22 protein-coding genes and 5 tRNA genes are annotated in these 17,433 nt (G+C 45.6%); 7 read left to right on the top strand and 20 right to left on the bottom strand.

The features are described 5' to 3' along the window. Nucleotides 1-27: 27 nt before the first annotated feature. The 3 genes from BM613_RS07055 to BM613_RS15000 form a co-directional block, all read right to left on the bottom strand. Entirely contained in the window at nucleotides 28-1,119 is a 1,092-nt protein-coding gene (locus BM613_RS07055; RefSeq protein ID WP_181362943.1) for an SAM-dependent methyltransferase, read from the bottom strand. Nucleotides 1,120-1,148: 29 nt separating this feature from the next. Then, nucleotides 1,149-1,745, bottom strand: coding sequence for an ATP-dependent Clp endopeptidase proteolytic subunit ClpP (gene clpP, locus BM613_RS07060; protein WP_281267835.1), 597 nt, complete (start codon nucleotides 1,743-1,745; stop codon nucleotides 1,149-1,151). Between the two features lie 91 nt (nucleotides 1,746-1,836). After that, on the bottom strand, nucleotides 1,837-2,007 hold the full coding sequence (locus BM613_RS15000) for a hypothetical protein (RefSeq protein ID WP_181362944.1): 171 nt from the start codon (nucleotides 2,005-2,007) through the stop codon (nucleotides 1,837-1,839). 225 nt (nucleotides 2,008-2,232) lie between these two features. Between BM613_RS15000 and BM613_RS07065 the strand changes: the two genes are divergently transcribed. Next, nucleotides 2,233-2,694 (top strand): IDEAL domain-containing protein, encoded by a 462-nt coding sequence (locus tag BM613_RS07065; protein ID WP_109430477.1) that lies wholly within the window; start codon nucleotides 2,233-2,235, stop codon nucleotides 2,692-2,694. A 42-nt stretch (nucleotides 2,695-2,736) separates the two neighbouring features. Continuing rightward, nucleotides 2,737-3,003 carry a DUF3055 domain-containing protein gene (locus tag BM613_RS07070; protein ID WP_181362945.1) on the top strand — a complete coding sequence of 89 codons (267 nt, stop codon included), beginning with the start codon at nucleotides 2,737-2,739 and terminating at the stop codon, nucleotides 3,001-3,003. Between the two features lie 89 nt (nucleotides 3,004-3,092). Here BM613_RS07070 and BM613_RS07075 read toward each other — a convergent pair whose 3' ends face one another. Further along, complete coding sequence (locus BM613_RS07075) at nucleotides 3,093-3,548, bottom strand: hypothetical protein (RefSeq protein WP_109430479.1); 456 nt, start codon at nucleotides 3,546-3,548, stop codon at nucleotides 3,093-3,095. A 158-nt stretch (nucleotides 3,549-3,706) separates the two neighbouring features. On the opposite strand from BM613_RS07075, the gene BM613_RS07080 reads away from it, so the two are divergent. Continuing rightward, the gene (locus BM613_RS07080) at nucleotides 3,707-3,919 is read left to right on the top strand and encodes a hypothetical protein (RefSeq protein WP_109430480.1); all 213 of its coding nucleotides are present in this window, start codon (nucleotides 3,707-3,709) and stop codon (nucleotides 3,917-3,919) included. On the opposite strand, the gene BM613_RS15005 is transcribed toward BM613_RS07080, so the two are convergent. Continuing rightward, nucleotides 3,916-4,113, bottom strand: a complete 198-nt coding sequence (locus tag BM613_RS15005) for a hypothetical protein (RefSeq protein WP_109430481.1) — start codon at nucleotides 4,111-4,113, stop codon at nucleotides 3,916-3,918. The two genes, BM613_RS07080 and BM613_RS15005, sit on opposite strands and share 4 nt — an antisense overlap. A gap of 182 nt (nucleotides 4,114-4,295) precedes the next feature. Between BM613_RS15005 and BM613_RS07090 the strand changes: the two genes are divergently transcribed. Together BM613_RS07090 and BM613_RS07095 are read left to right on the top strand one after the other, a co-directional pair. Beyond that, entirely contained in the window at nucleotides 4,296-5,066 is a 771-nt protein-coding gene (locus tag BM613_RS07090; protein ID WP_181362946.1) for an EAL domain-containing protein, read from the top strand. Between the two features lie 95 nt (nucleotides 5,067-5,161). Beyond that, the gene (locus BM613_RS07095; RefSeq protein WP_181362947.1) at nucleotides 5,162-5,473 is read left to right on the top strand and encodes a DUF1292 domain-containing protein; all 312 of its coding nucleotides are present in this window, start codon (nucleotides 5,162-5,164) and stop codon (nucleotides 5,471-5,473) included. A gap of 253 nt (nucleotides 5,474-5,726) precedes the next feature. Here the strand turns inward: BM613_RS07095 and BM613_RS07100 are convergent. From BM613_RS07100 to BM613_RS07110, 3 genes are all read right to left on the bottom strand, one after another. Then, a tRNA-Ser gene (locus BM613_RS07100) sits at nucleotides 5,727-5,820 on the bottom strand. Between the two features lie 111 nt (nucleotides 5,821-5,931). After that, nucleotides 5,932-6,321: a hypothetical protein gene (locus BM613_RS07105; RefSeq protein ID WP_109430484.1), complete on the bottom strand. Its 390-nt coding sequence runs from the start codon at nucleotides 6,319-6,321 to the stop codon at nucleotides 5,932-5,934. Between the two features lie 320 nt (nucleotides 6,322-6,641). Next, nucleotides 6,642-6,956, bottom strand: a complete 315-nt coding sequence (locus BM613_RS07110; RefSeq protein ID WP_109430485.1) for a hypothetical protein — start codon at nucleotides 6,954-6,956, stop codon at nucleotides 6,642-6,644. Nucleotides 6,957-7,181: 225 nt separating this feature from the next. On the opposite strand from BM613_RS07110, the gene BM613_RS07115 reads away from it, so the two are divergent. Together BM613_RS07115 and BM613_RS07120 are read left to right on the top strand one after the other, a co-directional pair. After that, complete coding sequence (locus BM613_RS07115; RefSeq protein WP_109430486.1) at nucleotides 7,182-7,610, top strand: rubrerythrin family protein; 429 nt, start codon at nucleotides 7,182-7,184, stop codon at nucleotides 7,608-7,610. Between the two features lie 60 nt (nucleotides 7,611-7,670). After that, a complete protein-coding gene (locus BM613_RS07120) occupies nucleotides 7,671-8,267 on the top strand; it encodes a DUF3501 family protein (RefSeq protein WP_109430487.1) in 597 nt (198 codons plus the stop codon). A gap of 93 nt (nucleotides 8,268-8,360) precedes the next feature. On the opposite strand, the gene BM613_RS07125 is transcribed toward BM613_RS07120, so the two are convergent. The 12 genes from BM613_RS07125 to aspS form a co-directional block, all read right to left on the bottom strand. Further along, nucleotides 8,361-8,436 (bottom strand) — tRNA-Thr (locus BM613_RS07125). Nucleotides 8,437-8,444: 8 nt separating this feature from the next. After that, nucleotides 8,445-8,521: transfer RNA gene (locus BM613_RS07130), tRNA-Met, on the bottom strand. Nucleotides 8,522-8,524: 3 nt separating this feature from the next. After that, nucleotides 8,525-8,617: transfer RNA gene (locus BM613_RS07135), tRNA-Ser, on the bottom strand. Between the two features lie 93 nt (nucleotides 8,618-8,710). Continuing rightward, nucleotides 8,711-9,121: a hypothetical protein gene (locus BM613_RS07140; RefSeq protein ID WP_109430488.1), complete on the bottom strand. Its 411-nt coding sequence runs from the start codon at nucleotides 9,119-9,121 to the stop codon at nucleotides 8,711-8,713. A gap of 125 nt (nucleotides 9,122-9,246) precedes the next feature. Continuing rightward, nucleotides 9,247-10,689: an anthranilate synthase component I family protein gene (locus tag BM613_RS07145; RefSeq protein WP_109430489.1), complete on the bottom strand. Its 1,443-nt coding sequence runs from the start codon at nucleotides 10,687-10,689 to the stop codon at nucleotides 9,247-9,249. Beyond that, nucleotides 10,686-11,339 carry an anthranilate synthase component II gene (locus BM613_RS07150; RefSeq protein ID WP_109430490.1) on the bottom strand — a complete coding sequence of 218 codons (654 nt, stop codon included), beginning with the start codon at nucleotides 11,337-11,339 and terminating at the stop codon, nucleotides 10,686-10,688. Before BM613_RS07150 ends, BM613_RS07145 begins: the two co-directional genes overlap by 4 nt. Nucleotides 11,340-11,664: 325 nt before the next feature. Next, nucleotides 11,665-11,741, bottom strand: a tRNA-Ile gene (locus tag BM613_RS07155). A 74-nt stretch (nucleotides 11,742-11,815) separates the two neighbouring features. Next, a complete protein-coding gene (locus BM613_RS15665; RefSeq protein WP_281267833.1) occupies nucleotides 11,816-11,950 on the bottom strand; it encodes a hypothetical protein in 135 nt (44 codons plus the stop codon). 157 nt (nucleotides 11,951-12,107) lie between these two features. Further along, entirely contained in the window at nucleotides 12,108-13,259 is a 1,152-nt protein-coding gene (locus tag BM613_RS07165; RefSeq protein ID WP_109430491.1) for a cysteine desulfurase family protein, read from the bottom strand. 12 nt (nucleotides 13,260-13,271) lie between these two features. Beyond that, the gene (locus tag BM613_RS07170; protein WP_109430492.1) at nucleotides 13,272-14,564 is read right to left on the bottom strand and encodes a replication-associated recombination protein A; all 1,293 of its coding nucleotides are present in this window, start codon (nucleotides 14,562-14,564) and stop codon (nucleotides 13,272-13,274) included. A 5-nt stretch (nucleotides 14,565-14,569) separates the two neighbouring features. Continuing rightward, complete coding sequence (gene ltaE / locus BM613_RS07175) at nucleotides 14,570-15,601, bottom strand: low-specificity L-threonine aldolase (RefSeq protein ID WP_109430493.1); 1,032 nt, start codon at nucleotides 15,599-15,601, stop codon at nucleotides 14,570-14,572. A gap of 53 nt (nucleotides 15,602-15,654) precedes the next feature. Then, the gene (gene aspS / locus BM613_RS07180; RefSeq protein ID WP_109430494.1) at nucleotides 15,655-17,424 is read right to left on the bottom strand and encodes an aspartate--tRNA ligase; all 1,770 of its coding nucleotides are present in this window, start codon (nucleotides 17,422-17,424) and stop codon (nucleotides 15,655-15,657) included. Nucleotides 17,425-17,433: the final 9 nt, after the last annotated feature.

A 17,433-nucleotide genomic window follows, 5' to 3' on the forward strand; every position in this document is an offset into this window, starting at 1 on the left:
AACAACTTTACAATCTGGGAGCAAATTTCATCCCCTTTGCAACGGCTCTGCAAGCATCACGAAAAAGCGGTCGCCAAATCCACCCGGCATGACTAGCTGTTTGAGTTTTTGCGAAAGCGAGTGGTCTTTTTGTTGCATAGCGTAAAATACTTCTTCTAATGCCGAAATCCCCATTAAAAAAGGGCCTTGCCGCTGTAACAATTGCGTAGTATATCCGTAGGAGAAAAGCACATCGCTCACAAACGTAAAATCAACATCAAACGTCACGTCCACTTCGCCCGCAAGATCTAGCCAATCCTCTATCATATGATGGGCAAAATAAGACCGTAAAGATCCATAGGGACGATCTTCAGCGATGACGTCACGCGTCAATCCTCCATAGTCGATCCACGCGATATAACGCGGGTGCAATACTTCTGTTATTTCACGAATCAATTGTGGCAAACTCACCTGCATCTCTGTGATCAGAACATCGGCGTCAAGCTCCGCAAAAAGCGGAAAAACGTATCGATTCGCATATTCCTGTAAGGGACCTGCCACCACAGGTTCAAAGTAAGTGACAAGTTGCTTTCCCCCAAAAGGACCTACAGGTTGATCAGGAGGAAGCGATTTTGCAGTTGTCACCATGAGACGCCAAACTTCCTTGTTGCGAGTTACCCGCACAACTTCACATGGCAGTGCATCAAGCACTTCGTTGCCAATCACCCACGTAGTTTGGGGCCAATCTTTTTGCATCGCCTTAGCCGCTTCAACGGTTGACGCGATTGCAAATTCAACAACGCCATTACAATCCCGTTCCGTTAGTATCTGCTGCAAACGTTCAACCGTACGCTTGCGCGCAAAAGGAGAGAGGTCGATTCCTACATAGAGTAATCGCTGAGTCTCCTTGCAAACACGAAGCCACTCTTTCACCAGTCCTGCTGCAAGATCACCGTCACCACACCCGAGTTCAACAATGCAAATCGCGTGCGTCAAAGGTGATTGTTCCATGACAAAGCGAGCCCACAGGGCACCAAATAGCGGCGACACCTGTGCGCTCGTATAAAAGTCACCCAAACGGCCAAACCGATCTCGCTCTGTCATATAGTAGCCATTTTCTCCATATAGAGCTTCTTTCATATATGTAGAAAATGGAATAGGGTATGCGCTCATGGAAGCAAAACCTGATCGATTAACCCATATTCCTGTGCTTCATTCGCTGACATGAAAAAGTCTCGATCTGTATCCTTCTCAATACGTGATAGAGGTTGTCCGGAATGCTCAGCAATCAATCGATTAAGGCGGTCACGCGTACGTAAAATATGATCGGCAGCAATTTTAATATCGCTCGCCTGTCCGCGTTGCCCTCCTAACGGCTGATGAATCATAATTTCGCTGTTTGGCAAAGCTGAACGCTTGCCTTTTGCTCCCCCTGTAAGAAGCACCGCACCCATTGAAGCTGCAAGTCCAACGCAAATCGTTGCCACATCAGGCTTAATCAAATTCATCGTGTCATAAATTGCAAGTCCCGCAGATACAGATCCACCCGGACTATTAATATAAAGGAAAATATCTTTCTCTGCATCCTCCGACGCCAAAAAGAGCAATTGCGCTACAACTGCATTGGCAACATCATCATCGATTTCTGAACCCAAAAATATGATGCGATCCTTTAACAAGCGTGAATATAAATCATACGCTCGCTCTCCGCGACTCGTTTGTTCAATGACTGTCGGGATGACACTCATCTGCGCTTCCTCCTTCAGACAGTTCCTGCCGCGTTCCTTGCACTATGTAAAGAGGATCGGCAACGTCCGATCCTCTGCCATTCATGCGTATCATACCACACTTTTAGCGCTAACGAAATCGAACCCCAAATTTTCCGCTTTCGGTTTTATACAATTGGAGTTCAGATGGAGAACAGCGACCAAAAACTTTTTGATCTCCTTCCATCCACATCGCCGCACAATATGCTTCAAACTTTGTGTCATAGAGCCCCGCAAAATAGACCCATGAAGCAGGAGCCATCCCGAACACCCCCAGTCACAATGAATAGGCTTAGTGTAAGGCGTGATACTTTCCTTCATTCGTGGAATATTTTTCTTCGTTTTTTCCGTAGAATGGAAGATATAAGGGCGAAAGAACAGGGTTGTCGGAATGCTCAAAACTTCGTATGATGAATGTAAAGTATCCCTCATTTATCGTTGAAAGTTTTGACCCGAAAAGCCACTTTCTTTTCAGGGGGCGATAAACGTGATTACACAAACCGAGTTAGATGAATTGCGCATAAAGCTTTTGCCGCCAGGCGCAGAGCGCGTTTTGGAACTACTCGCAGCACATCGGGAGCGTGTGGAAGCCATTACCGTCGTGATGGATAAAGTACCGCTGCTCATTATCGGACGACACGGCATGATCGCGCGCTTACCCATGGATGGAGTTTTGCAAAAAGTCTCACAGACAAAAGACGTGGTAACCATGTTAGAACGTTTTTTTGAAGGGGAAAATGTGCTTTACTTATTTGTAAATTTACCTGCTCTACAAATTCCCCTGTTCATTTCGCAGATGCTCCAAGAAACAGCGCAAAAGTATCAACACATGTTGACTCTGCGCACATGCATCGACGAAGCGCTTGATCGAGGAGATCGCAATGCATTTCTTCACTATACAGCTGAACTGCGGGACTTGGAGAAAGAAGATTTCAACCATATGTCATAGGGAATGTACATTTCCTATACAGAATGTAGATGGAGCGTGGACATGGAAAACCTAGATCTCCTGTATGACGAAACTGAACAATGCCCTGTACGTTACGTTGGATTTATAGGATTACATTCTCATTTTGACTTGGCGATTGTGTCGACTAGCCATTTTTATGCAAAAAAAATGGTCATTTCGACCCAAACAGGGAAAATGGCCCTATTAAGTGCGCAAGAAGCGGAAGATGTTGCCTACCTTTCATCTGTTTTTGCAATAACGGCGGATGAAGCAGAGGAACTTTCCGCTTTTCTTTGCGCGAATCTGTAGTACAAGCAAGAACATAAACTTACTCTATGTACGCTTTGCAGTCGAACCGTTCACGCAAGTTTCGAAGACTTTCGATGACGTACAAACCTTTACGTTGCAACAGAAAAAAAGTGGCTATAACGCTCCATAAACGCTTCAGAAACTTGCGCATGTTCGTCTGCATCCACAACCGCTTCCAGTTGTACGTCATCTGCCTCACCGATAATTCGCAAAAAGTAGAGCGTCTGCTCATCTGTATTACGCTCATAATACGCCCCGTACATATCTGGCCCCACCGGAAAGTACGTCCCAAGCGCCAATCGCTTTGTCTCTCCTTCTCCTTCAGCCATTTCTACGAGCAAAATTCGATCGACCGCAGCGCGAATCTGTTCTTCAAACAATCCACCTGGATAGTCTAATTGAAGGACATCCCCTTCACTTTCACGGATCAGAAACAATTCTCGATGTGCATCACGTTCAAATACGATGAATAATAAATGGGTATCTTCGTAAAAAAACGGAAAATATTCTGCCCGAGGGAACATAATTTTAGGTAATTCAGCCACAATGACTCCCCTTCCGTTCATTCATTTTACTAAACTCGGTTCTCAGTCATTATACCGCGTTTTTCGATGACTATGACATTGTGCTTCTTTTTCGTTATAATATCGACTATAAAAGTACACCTTGCAGCTTATATTCGCTATGAAAGGAGTAATTCCTGATGCCACGTACGAGTCGTTATGTTTTATACTCCTTGATCTTTGCACTTGCCCTGATCGGACTCATCATCAAAACACAAACGATCCTCACCACGTGTCTCATCCTCGCAATTCTTATAGGAGTAATTGCAGATGGATTTGACAATGCCCGTGATGAACGATTTAAAAAATACAATGTAAAACATAAGCATCATAAGCTAGGCGGCCAAGCCTAGCCGAATTGCCAAATGCTATCACTCAGATTTCCGTATTGATAGCTTTGATATCGGCGTACGGCCGCGCGTTGATCCTCAGCTGCTCCCATCGCATAGAACAATGGAATCCAATGTTCATTCCCACCTGGTGGGACAGCTAACTTTGCATAGGAATCATCAGATCCCTCCCTTTCATCATGAATGAATCGAATCACGAAGCTACAAAGCGCACAATCACAATATCTTCATTATACATTCGCAACTTATTTTTTATATCAGAATAAAATTCATCTCCCCCTAATTAACCTTTACATATTCCTTGTACATCATTTACAAGCAACTCATCGATTCCCTGTATAATCTGCATATAACGATTCCCGAAATGAGGATGATGGTCTTGTCGATCCTTTTACCGAGCCAACAACCCTCCTCACAAATCCCACTTCAACTCGCAGAAGAACTCGAATACATCATCGCAACAAGAAGTATCGCAATCCATTATCAACCGATCAAGAATCTTCAGACTCATGCAATTCTCGGTTGGGAATCTCTTGCGCGCGGACCTCTGCATTCTGCATTCGCACAACCGCTCGCCCTATTTGAAGTTGCAGAGCGCACAGGTCATTTGCTTGAACTCGAGCGCATTTGCAGATCTGAGGCACTGAAGCGTGCCATCCTATCACCCATTGACAAACTTTTTCTCAATATTTCCCCCTATATTTTATCCGATCCCACCTTTAAAGCTGGCGAAACACGGATATTGATTGAGTTATTAGGACTTCGCCCTGAGCAAATTGTCTTTGAAATTACTGAACACCATGCAATCAAGGATTACTCTGCCTTTTTACAACTCGTGAATCACTACCGGAATCAAGGATATCAAATTGCGATCGATGATATGGGCGCAGGATATTCTGGTTTAGTGACACTCGTACAAGTAAAACCTGATTTTGTGAAAATTGACAGAGAACTGATTTGCGGGATCGATAAAGATCAAACAAAACAGGACATTGTGCGAGCGATCGACCAAATATGCACCAGATTTAACGCAAAAGTAATTGCCGAAGGAATTGAAACAGACGATGAATTGAATTGCCTTAAGGAATGTAAAATAGAATTTGGCCAAGGCTATTTGCTGGGGCGACCAAGCTCTTCGCAAGATGCTTGAATCCCGTGCATTTGAACTTTGAAAAAGAACCATCTAATGTTAAGATGATGGTGCAGAGATTGCGCGCATGCGCAAAGAGAAAGAGGGGCCTCCCATTGTCAAACCATGATGATCACAACCACGACCATGAGCATGAATTCGTCGATGAAGAAGTTGTCATTCTAGAAGATGAAGACGGCAATGAACATGAATTCCTCATCGCAGAAACATTTGAAGTCGACGCCAGAATTTACGCTGTTCTCGTATCAGCAGACGGAACGTCAGAAGAAGGCTTTATCTTTCGCGTAGAAGAAAAAGATGTGGATGGCGAACAATTTCTTGATTTCATCGCCATTGAGGATGATGCCGAATGGGCAAATGTTGAACGAGTGTACAACGAGATGCTCGAGGAAGAAGATCAAGAGTAAAGAGCAAAACTCCTAGAAAGTGTGAAAAACCACCTGTGAAAGATATCGCAGGTAGCCGCAAAAAACGCTCCCGCCCTAAAAAAGTAAAATTTGTAAGCTCGAGATTGATTCATGATCCTCAAGCTTTGCAAATTGTACGGGTAAACGGGAGCTTTTTTGTTGAGAGAACACAAGGTCTAGCGCGTAAAAAACAAATAGACCGCCTATGCAAGCGGTTCTTCCTTCTTAAATTGATTGTCATTGAAAATATAACTGGCGGAGTGAGAGGGATTCGAACCCTCGATACGCCTTTACAGCGTATACTCGCTTAGCAGGCGAGCGCCTTCGACCAACTCGGCCATCACTCCCTATAAAAGTCGTGATTGCTTGTGAAATTGTAGCCTGTTTATATGACAAAGTCAATGACTAAGACCATTTAGAAAGTAAGCTCGTGCCATTGTGATGAATAGATCAGGCTCTTATCGTTTAGAATAGTAGCCATCGTTTGAGCGAAGCAACGCTGCTTTTGTCTTTTGCAAATCTCGGCCGAGTTCAGCCGTACACTCCGCACAATACCTTCCCCCGTGAATTGTCGCACCACAACGCTCACAAGCATAGTTAATTCGAGCGATAAGACGTCCTTCCTTCACCCACTTCATGACATGAGCAACTTCAACTCCCGTTTCATCTGAAACCTCCTTCGCTTGTGCGTTTGGATGATCGCGCAAATAATCTGACACCAGCTCAAATTCTTGCTCTTCTTTCGCAAAACAGGCATCACAAATTTTTCGAACACCGAGAAATACTTTCCCACATTGTTCACAAGTACGAAAAGACGCGGTCACTGCGCGCACTGCTACCGAAAACATAGACAAACATATCCACACGAGAGTTTCCCTGTTTCTGTTTTGCCTATGTTACTTCCGCGTTCAGTAGCAGTTTTCACCTTCTTTCTGCGTTCATATTTACGGGATAACGCCCGTGGCGCTCGCTTCAGACATTTTTCTGTACGTCTGATTGCGGAAGATTTGTCGATGTTTCAGCAACTACATCTTCTGAACCTCGCACACTTCCTTCCCTATGAAATTATCATGTATTTTAACAATAAACAACCAAAATATGAGTTCCCTGATTTTTACTGCCAGAGTGAATCATGCCTCTGTGAGACCCATGAGTTTTATTCTCAGCACTAGCCTTGTTCAGTGCAATCTACAGCGCGCTCTTGTCCCATCAAAATACGATCTAGTTCCATCTCAAATGGAATTCGCAAAGGATCTGGTAACATTTCAAATATTTTTTTAAATTCAGGGTGTGCCTGAGCCTCTTCAACATCTTGTAGAGGGTTCTCAAGCTCTGCAACCAATGAGTAAACGAGTTCGAACAGCGCATAAAATTCCTTTTGAAAGCGATCAGCATCATCAGAAATCTCATCGCCAGTACTATATTTCATGTTTTCCCACATTCGTATTACGGTCTCCATTTCTTTTTGTATAAGTTCAAACAAATTTATTCTCATCCTTACCTTCGAATTTTCAATCGGTGGTAACCCCATCTTCATTTTAGCGGAAAATGCAGCAAAGGGATTGATCATATCCAGGAACTAAGTAACGAAAAATTAATTGCTAAATTCTTCTGAACCATGCTATAATAGGTTTTGAGTAAAATAATAATTATTCTAATTATAAGTAGTCGATTCAAAGCGGCTACATATCTTGAGGGAGATGAGCGTATGGCGAACTTAAAAGGATCAAAAACAGCCGAAAATTTAAAAATAGGTTTTGCAGGAGAATCTCAAGCAAATCGAAGATATCTTTATTTTGCAGATAAGGCAGATTTAGAAGGAGCTGTCGAAGTCGCCAACTTATTTCGCAGCATTTCAAATGGTGAAACGAAACATGCTTTTGGCCATTTTGACCGCTTGCGCGAACATGGTGAAGGAGATCCTGTTACAGGGTATCCAGTAGGAGATGCCAAGGAAATGCTGAAGTCTGCAATCGCTGGAGAAACATATGAATACACAGAAATGTATCCAGGCTTTGCAGCGACCGCCCGAGAAGAAGGTTTTGCAGAAATTGGAGAATGGATGGAGGTCATGGCAAAGGCTGAACGCGTGCACGCACAACGTTTCCAAAAATTATTGGATTCATTAGAAGTATAGGAAAAACGCAAGCTGCAATTTTCATGACTATGTAATTTTTGTGAAAGGAGGCCTGAGTTTATGAATGCAATGATTACGTCGCACGACCTAATCCCACTTTCTACGTATCGCAAGAGCCGTGACGAATACATCCACAAGATGATTGCTTATAAGCAGTCTCGTCGCATTCGAGTGAATGAATTCATCTCCCTCTTATTTGAAAATCGACAGACGGTCCTCTTTCAGATTCAGGAGTTAGTCAACAGCGAAGACTTGACCGATCACGAGGAGATCGCAGAATATATTGAGATTTACTCGGCGATGTTGCCAGCTGAAGATGAGTTGTCAGCAACGTTATTTATTGAGATCGACGATCTTCCCCTGTTGGAAGAAACATTGAGAAAATTAAAAGGCATTGAACACACGCTGTTCATCGAGATCGGAGAAGAACGGATTGCAGCTATTTTTGAAGAAGAGCATAACGATCGCGAGTTTACTACGAGTGTGCATTATTTGAAATTCCCCTTGAGCGAATTAGCAAAACAGTATCTATTAGAAGAACCAGAAACATCAGCCAAGGTTCACCTCATACTTGATCACCCACAGTTACATGCAGAGACTGCCCTTTTAGCGAGCCAGATTCGCTCACTAAAAGCAGATTTTAGCCATAACAAATAAAGGTTTCTACTTGACTAAAACCTTCAACTAAAAGAACAAGAAGCCGTCCAAAACTGGATGACTTCTTGTTCCTCTTTGGCAACAAACCTTTTCTGGAGCCACTTAGCGGACTCGAACCGCTGACCTGCTCATTACGAGTGAGCCGCTCTACCAACTGAGCTAAAGTGGCAAAAACAGTGGTGGCGGAGGAGGGACTCGAACCCCCGACACTGCGGGTATGAACCGCATGCTCTAACCAGCTGAGCTACTCCGCCGCATGGCGGAGAGAGTGGGATTCGAACCCACGAGACGGTGATAGCCGCCTACACGATTTCCAATCGTGCTCCTTCGACCAACTCGGACATCTCTCCACGCGGACAAGAGCTAATATACCACGAATCGCTCCGACAATCAACTACTTTTGTCCTGTTTTTGCACTATAGCTTGTATCAAACGGTCTGAAACTATTTTGTCTTAGGCAGTTGAGTAAGCTGTTGTTTATATGCGCGCAACAACCCAAGAAAATCATGAAACCACGGGCCTCCATAAGCGACGAGCACTCCTGCCGATAAGTAATCAAACGCATCGCCAATCCATGCAGGTTCAATATTTGACCAAATCGGCGTCAAGTTTAACATTTCTAAAGGATGAATTTGTGCCAATCCGGCCAATACTGAGCCATTTACCCCAGCAAGAAAATGGATATTTACTCTGCGCAACGCATCCTCATACAACTCATCCCACTTGCTGTCATTCGGAATGGATTTTGCTTGTAAGTGTAGAAAATTGAGGCGTTTTTTCATCTGTTGCGTAATCGCTTGCGCACCTGCGGAAACAGCAGCCATGACAGCCATGAATTCCATCCATTCATCCACATCTTCTCCCCCTCTCGCATCCCCTTTCTTTCACCCTACGCACTACATGTCGTCCAATAGAACAATAAAAGGCCAGATTGCAGTCAATTCCTGCAATCTGGCCTTTTATTTCAAATTCTCGCGAATCACGTTCCTTCATTGTAGATCGTCGCGCGCAATGCACCGAGTTTATGATCACACTCACGCCATTCCAACACTGGATCAGAATCTGCAACAATACCCGCGCCAGCTTGTAAATAGGAGACGCCATCCTGATGCACAACGGTGCGAATAATAATCGCAGTATCAACATTTCCTTGAATGTCAAACATGCCGATAATTCCACCATACGGTCCACGATTCACATCTTCTAATTCATCAATAATCTCCATCGCACGTACCTTTGGTGCACCTGATAAGGTTCCTGCAGGAAAGGTGGATAAAAATACGTCAAATGGACTTACGCCAGCTTGAATCTTTGCAGTTACAAGGGATACAAGATGATACACGTGAGAATACTCTTCGATTTGCAATAGTTGTTCTACACGTACTGACCCGGGAACAGCGATGCGACCGATATCGTTTCTACACAAATCCACTAACATCACATGCTCCGCTCGTTCCTTTGGATCATTTTGTAAAGCATCAATTAGCAATTGATTCTCGTCCGGAGTAAGTCCTTTTCCTTTTGACGTCCCAGCAATTGGACGCATTTGCACAACTTGATCTTGCACTCGCAACTGCATCTCCGGGCTTGCACCAAAAATCAAATACGATCCATAATGCGCGTAAAACATATACGGAGAGGGATTCATTTTCCGGAGTCGGCCATAGACCTCTAAGGTATCTATCTCCCCTTCAACACGCAAACGCTTGGAAATCACGCATTGAAAGACATCTCCTGCTCGGATGTACTCCTTAATTCGCTCTACGCGCTCGCGATATACATCAAATGACACATCTTCACGCGATATTAAATGGCTACGGTCATACCCTTTAAAGGAAAGAGGTTCGCTTGCGGCAAAATGCAGCAAACGCTCTACATCAGCGATACCCGGCCCCTTCACCCCTTCGATTTCATGAACATAAATTACAGTTTGCTCTGGAGTCATATGCAAGACGATGCGATGGATTTGCAGATGAAAGTCATCAATTTCGCGATCATCTGTCGTTGTGTTAGGAATCTTCTCAAAGTAGCGAATAGAATCATAACCAAAAAAACCTAGATAACCAAATGCATAAGCGGGTAAATTCTCTTCCACATCAAAAGAATGCAAGATTCCATCCAAATGTTGTGAGAGATTATATTGGATTTTTTGCTCAGCATCAGGCTGCAAAATAGAGAGAACCGCCTCATGACCGCTTACTGTCAACTTCTCACCTTTTGCCCGCACCGTTAATATGGGGAACAACCCGATCATCGAGGAACAGTATTCTTTCTTTGAATCCGTGACCGAATCAAGCAAAAAAGCTTGCTCTTCTCCGTACTCACGCACAAAGGCAACAAAAAACGAGAAAGCTTCTGCCTGCGTTGTCAGTTCAAAGCGTTTCGTCCGCACGGGCACCACTGCGTGAACTTGCATCTTCATGCGCGCAGCCTCCCTGCTGAAACATCTTCAACTAAAGCACGGTCATTCACATCATCATGCGCCTGACTAGGACGAACTTCATGCGCAATTTCGAGGAAATTCTCAATCAACTCATGTCCATATTCTGTAAGAACGGCTTCTGGGTGAAATTGCACACCATATACAGGGAATTGTTGGTGTTGTAAAGCCATAATGACGCCGTCATCTGTCCTTGCGGTTACTCGTAAACTATCCGGGAGTGAAACTGGGTCCACCACGAGAGAATGGTATCTCGTTGCGAGATATCGATTCGGTAGATTGCGGAATAGTTCAGAATCTCCTGTATGCTCAATCACAGAAACTTTTCCATGCATGATTTCGGTTGCTCTTATAATCCGTGCGCCAAACGCCTGCGCAATCGACTGATGCCCAAGACAGACGCCGAGAATTGGCGTTTCATATGCTAAGCGCTGCACAACTTCAACCGAAATTCCCGCTTCCGTCGGAGAACATGGCCCAGGGGATAGTACGATGCCATTCGGTTGCATCACCCGCAACTCATCCACAGTGACTTCATCGTTGCGAAAGACTTTGACCACTGCCCCAGCCATCATCATATACTGTACTAAATTAAATGTAAAAGAATCATAGTTGTCGATCACGACAATCACGCCGGAAACCTCCTCTCGAAATGGAGCAATAAAAAAACCGCGCCGGTTCCGTCGTGGTTGAGGTCATCTTCGCGCACAGAAATTGTCTGAACGCAGCTTAACAACAATGAAATTCGCTAAGCTCTCCTCAACTCATCCGACTGACTCTGCTCTATCGCCCTAAACTGGCGATTCTCTCCTAGTTACTTCATAAGAATAACGCGTGGCCCGCTTATCGTCAATATGTGATCGCATAAGAGATAGTCAAGAAATAGTTAGCCAAATACATCAAAAATACCCGATCGAGCATTTCTGCTCTTTCGGGCATTCTATATTCTCAACGTTTTGGTGGGCCTAAGTGGACTTGAACCACTGACCTCACGATTATCAGTCGTGCGCTCTAGCCAGCTGAGCTATAGGCCCTTTTCTATAAACAAAAACTGTTTTGTCAGCAACATGTAGTAATATAGCATAAACATACCTAATTAGTCAACACCCTATCGCAACTCAGAAAATACTATTGGATTTTCTTCTGGAACTGCAGCGCCGGCTTCAGGCGCAAAAGCAATTAAACTCCCATCCTCATCCACGTGATAAATTTTCACTTCATCCCCGACCAATGCAAACTCCATAAAACAATTCCAACAATAAAATTGGTTGTTTCCGATCTTCCCAATATCTTTACAATTGCAATGCGGACACCGTTCCACCTTTTCACACCTCCATCGTGAAGAATCTTTTTTATGATAACCACTTTCATCCATGTATAATCAACAGTTGATGATCCTTTTAAAGGTCTGTCCCATTTAACACCCGCAAACGATGCACATGATAAGCAATCCGATCGACCGCTCGGTCGACTTGCGCTCGTGTTATAAAGGATGAAAAACTAATACGTACAGAAGACAACACCTCTTCCTCCGGAATCCCCATGGCCAAGAGGACATGCGAAGGTTCCATTGCTCCTGCAGAGCACGCAGAACCTGTAGAAATTGCAATTCCATCCAGATCGAGCGCCATGACAAGCGCATCTGCCTGTACACCTGTAAAGGTTACGTTGCAAATAGAAGGCACTGCATGTTGCGCGCCATTCAATCGCCAGTGCGTCACTGCACGCTGCAATCCAGACAAAAACTGTTCGCGCACTTGCGAAATACGCAAAACTCGATCTTCCCACTCTGCACGAAGTTGTTCCACTGCGACGCCAAAACCAACTGCAGCTGCAACATTTTCCGTTCCTGCACGACGGTCCCGCTCTTGATGCCCCCCTCGAATCACAGACGAAAAAGGCGTTCCCTCACGCAGATACAAAGCCCCGATCCCTTTAGGACCATAAATTTTGTGCCCACTAAATGATAATAGTGACACAGGTACTTGGTTTACGTCAATAGAAATTGAAGGGAGAGCTTGCACAGCGTCAGAATGAAGCAATACCCGCCGATCACTCAATTCTCTTGATAACCGTTCAATTGGTTGAACAGTTCCTGTTTCATTATTGACCCACATCAAGCTAACAAGTCCTGTATCCGGGCGTAACGCTGCGAGAATTTCCTCAACTGCCACGTACCCCGTCGCATCTGGAGAAACGTACGTCACTTCATAGCCAAGTTCTTGCAACCAGGTACAGGTTTGCAAGACCGCATGATGTTCGATGCGTGAGGTCACAAGATGGCGCTTGTCAGAGGCGCGCAGTACACCCACTAAGGCGAGAAAATCCGCTTCTGTACCTCCGCTTGTAAAGATCAATTCGCGACTATGTGCACCAATTGCCTGGGCAATGTGACTTCGCGCCTGTTCAACGGCGCGGCGTGCCTGCTGCCCAAATTGATGAACACTCGATGGATTGCCATACACATCACCCAAAAACGGACGCATAGCGAAAGCAACTTGCGGATGAAGTGGAGTTGTAGCCGCATTATCTAAATACACGGGCAGATCCATCAAGATCACTCCTTAGATTGAGCAACGCGCAATTTCAGCTTTGCTCAGTTTACGAGGGCGAATCTTACCCTCTGTACCTTGTTCTGTAGGCTGATAGAACACTGCATTTTGCAACTCGTTTGGAAGATACACCTGCTCGACGTAATGGCCAGGATAATCATGTGGGTACAGATAAGGACGATCGTCGTTCCCCTCGCGATAAAAATGACGATCCCGCAACCACGTTGGAACTTTTGCATGTGGATATGCTGTGATCGCTTCATCGACTTTTGCTAGTGCAGCGACCACACTATTTGATTTGGGAGCCTCACACACAAAAATAATTGCCTGTGCGATAGGGATTCGCGCTTCTGGCATCCCTACCTGCAAAAGCGCCTGCATCGCAGTGACCGCTTGCACCAGCGCGTGCGGACTCGCAAGCCCCACATCTTCACTCGCGTGCACAATCAAGCGCCGCACAGGGACGCGCGGATCCACTCCAGCTGCAACCATGCGCATAAACCAGTACAATGCCGCATCACTGTCACTTCCACGCAAAGATTTCCCAAAAGCACTTAACATATCGTATAAAATCGACTCATCTACTGCTGCCACTGCCTCTTGCGCCACTTCGCGCACATCTGCGACACTCACTTGACGTGCACCATCTGATGACACCGCCATCTGTACGGATGCCTCAAGCAGTTGCAAGGCCTTGCGCAAATCGCCATCCGCCAGATGGACGATGGCTTCGAGCGCATCTTTGCTCACTTGCACATCGTACGATCCTAAGCCGCGCTCCGCATCTGTCAGCGCTCGCTGCAAAGCGAGAACGATCTCATCAGCACGCAAACCTTGCAATTCAAAGATCTGCAAGCGACTTAGCAATGCGCGCGTGAGGCAAATCCGGGGATTTTCTGTGGTACTCCCTAACACATACACAATCCCGCGCTCCACAGCAGGAAGTAATAAATCTTGTTGCGCCTTGCTATAGCGATGGATTTCATCGATAAAAAGCACTGTCTGTATTCCGTACATGCGCTTTTCTTGCTCAGCGGCTGCAAATACCTCGCGTAATTCCTTTGCTCCTGAAGCAACCGCTGACAGTTCTACAAAACGCGCATCTGCCGCCATCGCATAAATCTTTGCAAGTGTTGTCTTTCCAGTGCCTGGCGGCCCAAAGAAGACTGCAGACATCAATCTCCCTGCATCTACTGCACGCCGAAGCACTTTTCCTGGCCCCACAAGCTGCTCTTGTCCTATAAATTCGTCGAGTTGACGCGGCCGCATACGTTCAGCAAGTGGAATTGTCAAATCAAGTTGCATATTTCTCACCTCATCCGCGTAGCAAATGCGACTGCAGCAATCGCATCATCAATTTGATCGTCGGTTACGTCCAAATGAGTGACAAATCGAATCAGTGAGCCCCCAAATGCAGTTGCCAGAACTCCACACTGCTCTAAAACCGTCAAAAATTCTTCTGTACTCAGTCCACTATCACTCACATCGGCAATGACGATGTTGGTCTCAACTCGTTCGACATCAACCGTGATTCCGCGAATATTAGCAAGACCCTTGGCAAGGTGTTTCGCACGTACGTGATCCTCTACTAACCGATCCCTCATTTGTGTCAAAGCGATCAACCCAGGTGCTGCAATCACTCCCGCTTGTCGCATCCCTCCGCCAAGCATCTTGCGCCACTTGCGCGCCTGTTCGATAAAGGTGCGACTCCCTACAAGCACGGATCCAATCGGCGCCCCTAAACCTTTTGAGAGACAGATCTGGATAGAGTCGGCTGTGGCCGCATACGCTGCAGCAGATATGCCAGTTGCTGCTACTGCATTAAAAAGTCGAGCGCCGTCAAGATGCACAGGAAGGTGGTGTTGTACTGCCAATTCCTTGACTGACTGCATATAAGAGAGGGGCAAAATTGTACCACCAGACCGATTGTGCGTATTTTCAAGACAGATCAAACCCGTTTGGGGAAAATGGATATTCTCAGGGCGAATTGCTTTTGCAATCTCATCTAGCGGCATCATTCCGTGCATCCCCGCGATCGGACGCGTTTGCAGACCTGCTAGAGCTGCCATCGCTCCCACTTCGTAATAAAAGACGTGTGAATCCGCCTCCACGATGACTTCTTGTCCGCGTTTCGTGTGAGTTAAGATTGCGACTTGATTGCCTTGCGTGCCGCTTGTGACAAAAAGCCCTGCTTCTTTACCAAGAATCTCGGCCGCCGTTTCCTCTAACTCGATGACCGTCTGGTCTTCTCGGTATACGTCATCGCCAACTTCAGCTACAGCCATCGCCTGCCGCATCGCATAGGTTGGCTTTGTCACCGTGTCACTGCGCAAATCAATCATTTAGGTTCCCTCCCCAAAGTCGCAAAAAGCCCCTCTATCCTGCTCCTTGTCACCTATTCTGCAATGCCTTTTGTCGCCAAGTGCAGAATCTCTAACTGCTCCTGCGCAACTGGAGCCGGGGCTCCTGTAAGCAGGTCTGTTCCGCTCGCCGTTTTGGGAAACGCGATGACATCACGGAGTGAACTTTGTCCCGACATGACCATCATCAAGCGATCCATGCCAAAAGCAATCCCGCCATGTGGCGGTGTCCCATAATCAAAAGCGTCGAGCAAAAACCCAAATTGTGCGCGCGCCGCTTCTTCTGTAAAACCAAGGCTGGCAAACATCCTCTCTTGTACTTCACGCTGATAAATGCGCATCGAACCGCCACCGATCTCATAGCCATTTAGCACCATATCATACGCTTGCGCACGCACAGCTCCTGGATTGCTCTCTAAATACTCCAAGTCTTCCACCATCGGCATTGTAAATGGATGATGAACGGCCACATAACGGTGCTCGTCTTCATCGTATTCGAGGAGCGGAAATTCCGTAATCCACGCAAATGCATACGCCTGTTCGTCAATCGCACCGATCAGTTTGCCAAGATGCAAGCGTAATGCCCCAAGCGCGTCAGCAACAATTTTCTTTTTATCAGCTACAAACAAAATTAAATCACCGATGTTTGCCGCGGTGGCCGTAACAATCGATTGTAGTTCTTCCTCTGTAAAAAATTTTGCAATCGGCGAACGAATGCCTTCTTCTGCAACGATCATCCACGCGAGCCCTTTTGCTTTATAGCGAGCTACAAATTTCGTCAAATCATCAAGTTCCTTACGACTAAATCCGCCACAACCAGGAGCGACGAGTGCCTTCACTTGACCCCCTTTTTGCAAAGCCTCTCGAAACACCTTAAACCCACACGCAGCAAGCTCTTGTGACAAATCAATAAGTTCCATGCCAAAGCGCAAATCCGGTTTGTCAGAACCAAAACGTTCCATCGCTTCTTGATAGGTCAAACGCAAAAATGGGCGTGCAACATGAACCTGCAAGACACGCGAAAAAATTTCGACTATCATTTCTTCCATCATCTCTTGCAATTGTTCCATCGAGAGAAAAGACGTTTCGATGTCAAGTTGTGTAAACTCCGGCTGCCGATCCGCCCGCAAATCCTCATCCCGAAAACAACGCACAATTTGAAAATAACGTTCGAATCCTGACACCATCAACAATTGTTTAAATAGCTGTGGAGACTGTGGAAGTGCATAGAATTCACCTGGATGCACGCGCGATGGCACAAGATAATCCCGCGCACCTTCTGGAGTGCTTTTTGTAAGCATGGGTGTTTCTACCTCAAGAAATCCATAGCGATCTAAAAATGTGCGAATCACTTGGTAAACGCGATGTCTCATCATAAAGGTGTTAAACATATTGGCACGGCGCAAGTCCAAATAGCGATAACGCAAGCGCAAACTCTCATCAACTTCCACATCTTCTTCAATCTGAAATGGTGGGTTCTTCGCCGCATTTAAAATATGCAGACGTTGAACTTCTACTTCAATTTCCCCCGTCTCAAGCTTTGGGTTGACTGCTTCCAAGTCGCGAATCACGACTTTTCCTTCCACCCGAATGACATACTCATTGCGCAGCCGATCGGCTAATTGCAATGCTTCAGAATCGATGTCAGATCGAAAAACAAGCTGCACAATGCCAGTGCGATCGCGCAAATCCACAAAAATCACACCGCCGAGATCGCGCCTGCGCTGCACCCAACCAGATAAAAAGACTTGTTTATTTACATGCTCCTTTCTTAATTCATTGCAAAAATGCGTTCGAAATTCCATTCGATTTTC

Origin of the sequence: Sulfoacidibacillus thermotolerans, from assembly GCF_003144315.1 — a bacterium.
In the GTDB taxonomy this organism is placed as follows: domain Bacteria; phylum Bacillota; class Bacilli; order Alicyclobacillales; family SLC66; genus Sulfoacidibacillus; species Sulfoacidibacillus thermotolerans.

Bases quoted from the DNA above. Each gene is read 5' to 3' on its own strand.
- BM613_RS07055 (WP_181362943.1), bottom strand. From the start codon at position 1,119: ATGAAAGAAGCTCTATATGGAGAAAATGGCTACTATATGACAGAGCGA.
- BM613_RS15000 (WP_181362944.1), bottom strand. From the start codon at position 2,007: ATGGCTCCTGCTTCATGGGTCTATTTTGCGGGGCTCTATGACACAAAG.
- BM613_RS07070 (WP_181362945.1), top strand. From the start codon at position 2,737: ATGGAAAACCTAGATCTCCTGTATGACGAAACTGAACAATGCCCTGTA.
- BM613_RS07080 (WP_109430480.1), top strand. From the start codon at position 3,707: ATGCCACGTACGAGTCGTTATGTTTTATACTCCTTGATCTTTGCACTT.
- BM613_RS07105 (WP_109430484.1), bottom strand. From the start codon at position 6,321: ATGTTTTCGGTAGCAGTGCGCGCAGTGACCGCGTCTTTTCGTACTTGT.
- BM613_RS07115 (WP_109430486.1), top strand. From the start codon at position 7,182: ATGGCGAACTTAAAAGGATCAAAAACAGCCGAAAATTTAAAAATAGGT.
- BM613_RS07120 (WP_109430487.1), top strand. From the start codon at position 7,671: ATGAATGCAATGATTACGTCGCACGACCTAATCCCACTTTCTACGTAT.
- BM613_RS07145 (WP_109430489.1), bottom strand. From the start codon at position 10,689: ATGAAGATGCAAGTTCACGCAGTGGTGCCCGTGCGGACGAAACGCTTT.
- BM613_RS15665 (WP_281267833.1), bottom strand. From the start codon at position 11,950: ATGGAGTTTGCATTGGTCGGGGATGAAGTGAAAATTTATCACGTGGAT.
- BM613_RS07165 (WP_109430491.1), bottom strand. From the start codon at position 13,259: ATGGATCTGCCCGTGTATTTAGATAATGCGGCTACAACTCCACTTCAT.
- BM613_RS07170 (WP_109430492.1), bottom strand. From the start codon at position 14,564: ATGCAACTTGATTTGACAATTCCACTTGCTGAACGTATGCGGCCGCGT.
- ltaE (WP_109430493.1), bottom strand. From the start codon at position 15,601: ATGATTGATTTGCGCAGTGACACGGTGACAAAGCCAACCTATGCGATG.
- aspS (WP_109430494.1), bottom strand. From the start codon at position 17,424: ATGGAATTTCGAACGCATTTTTGCAATGAATTAAGAAAGGAGCATGTA.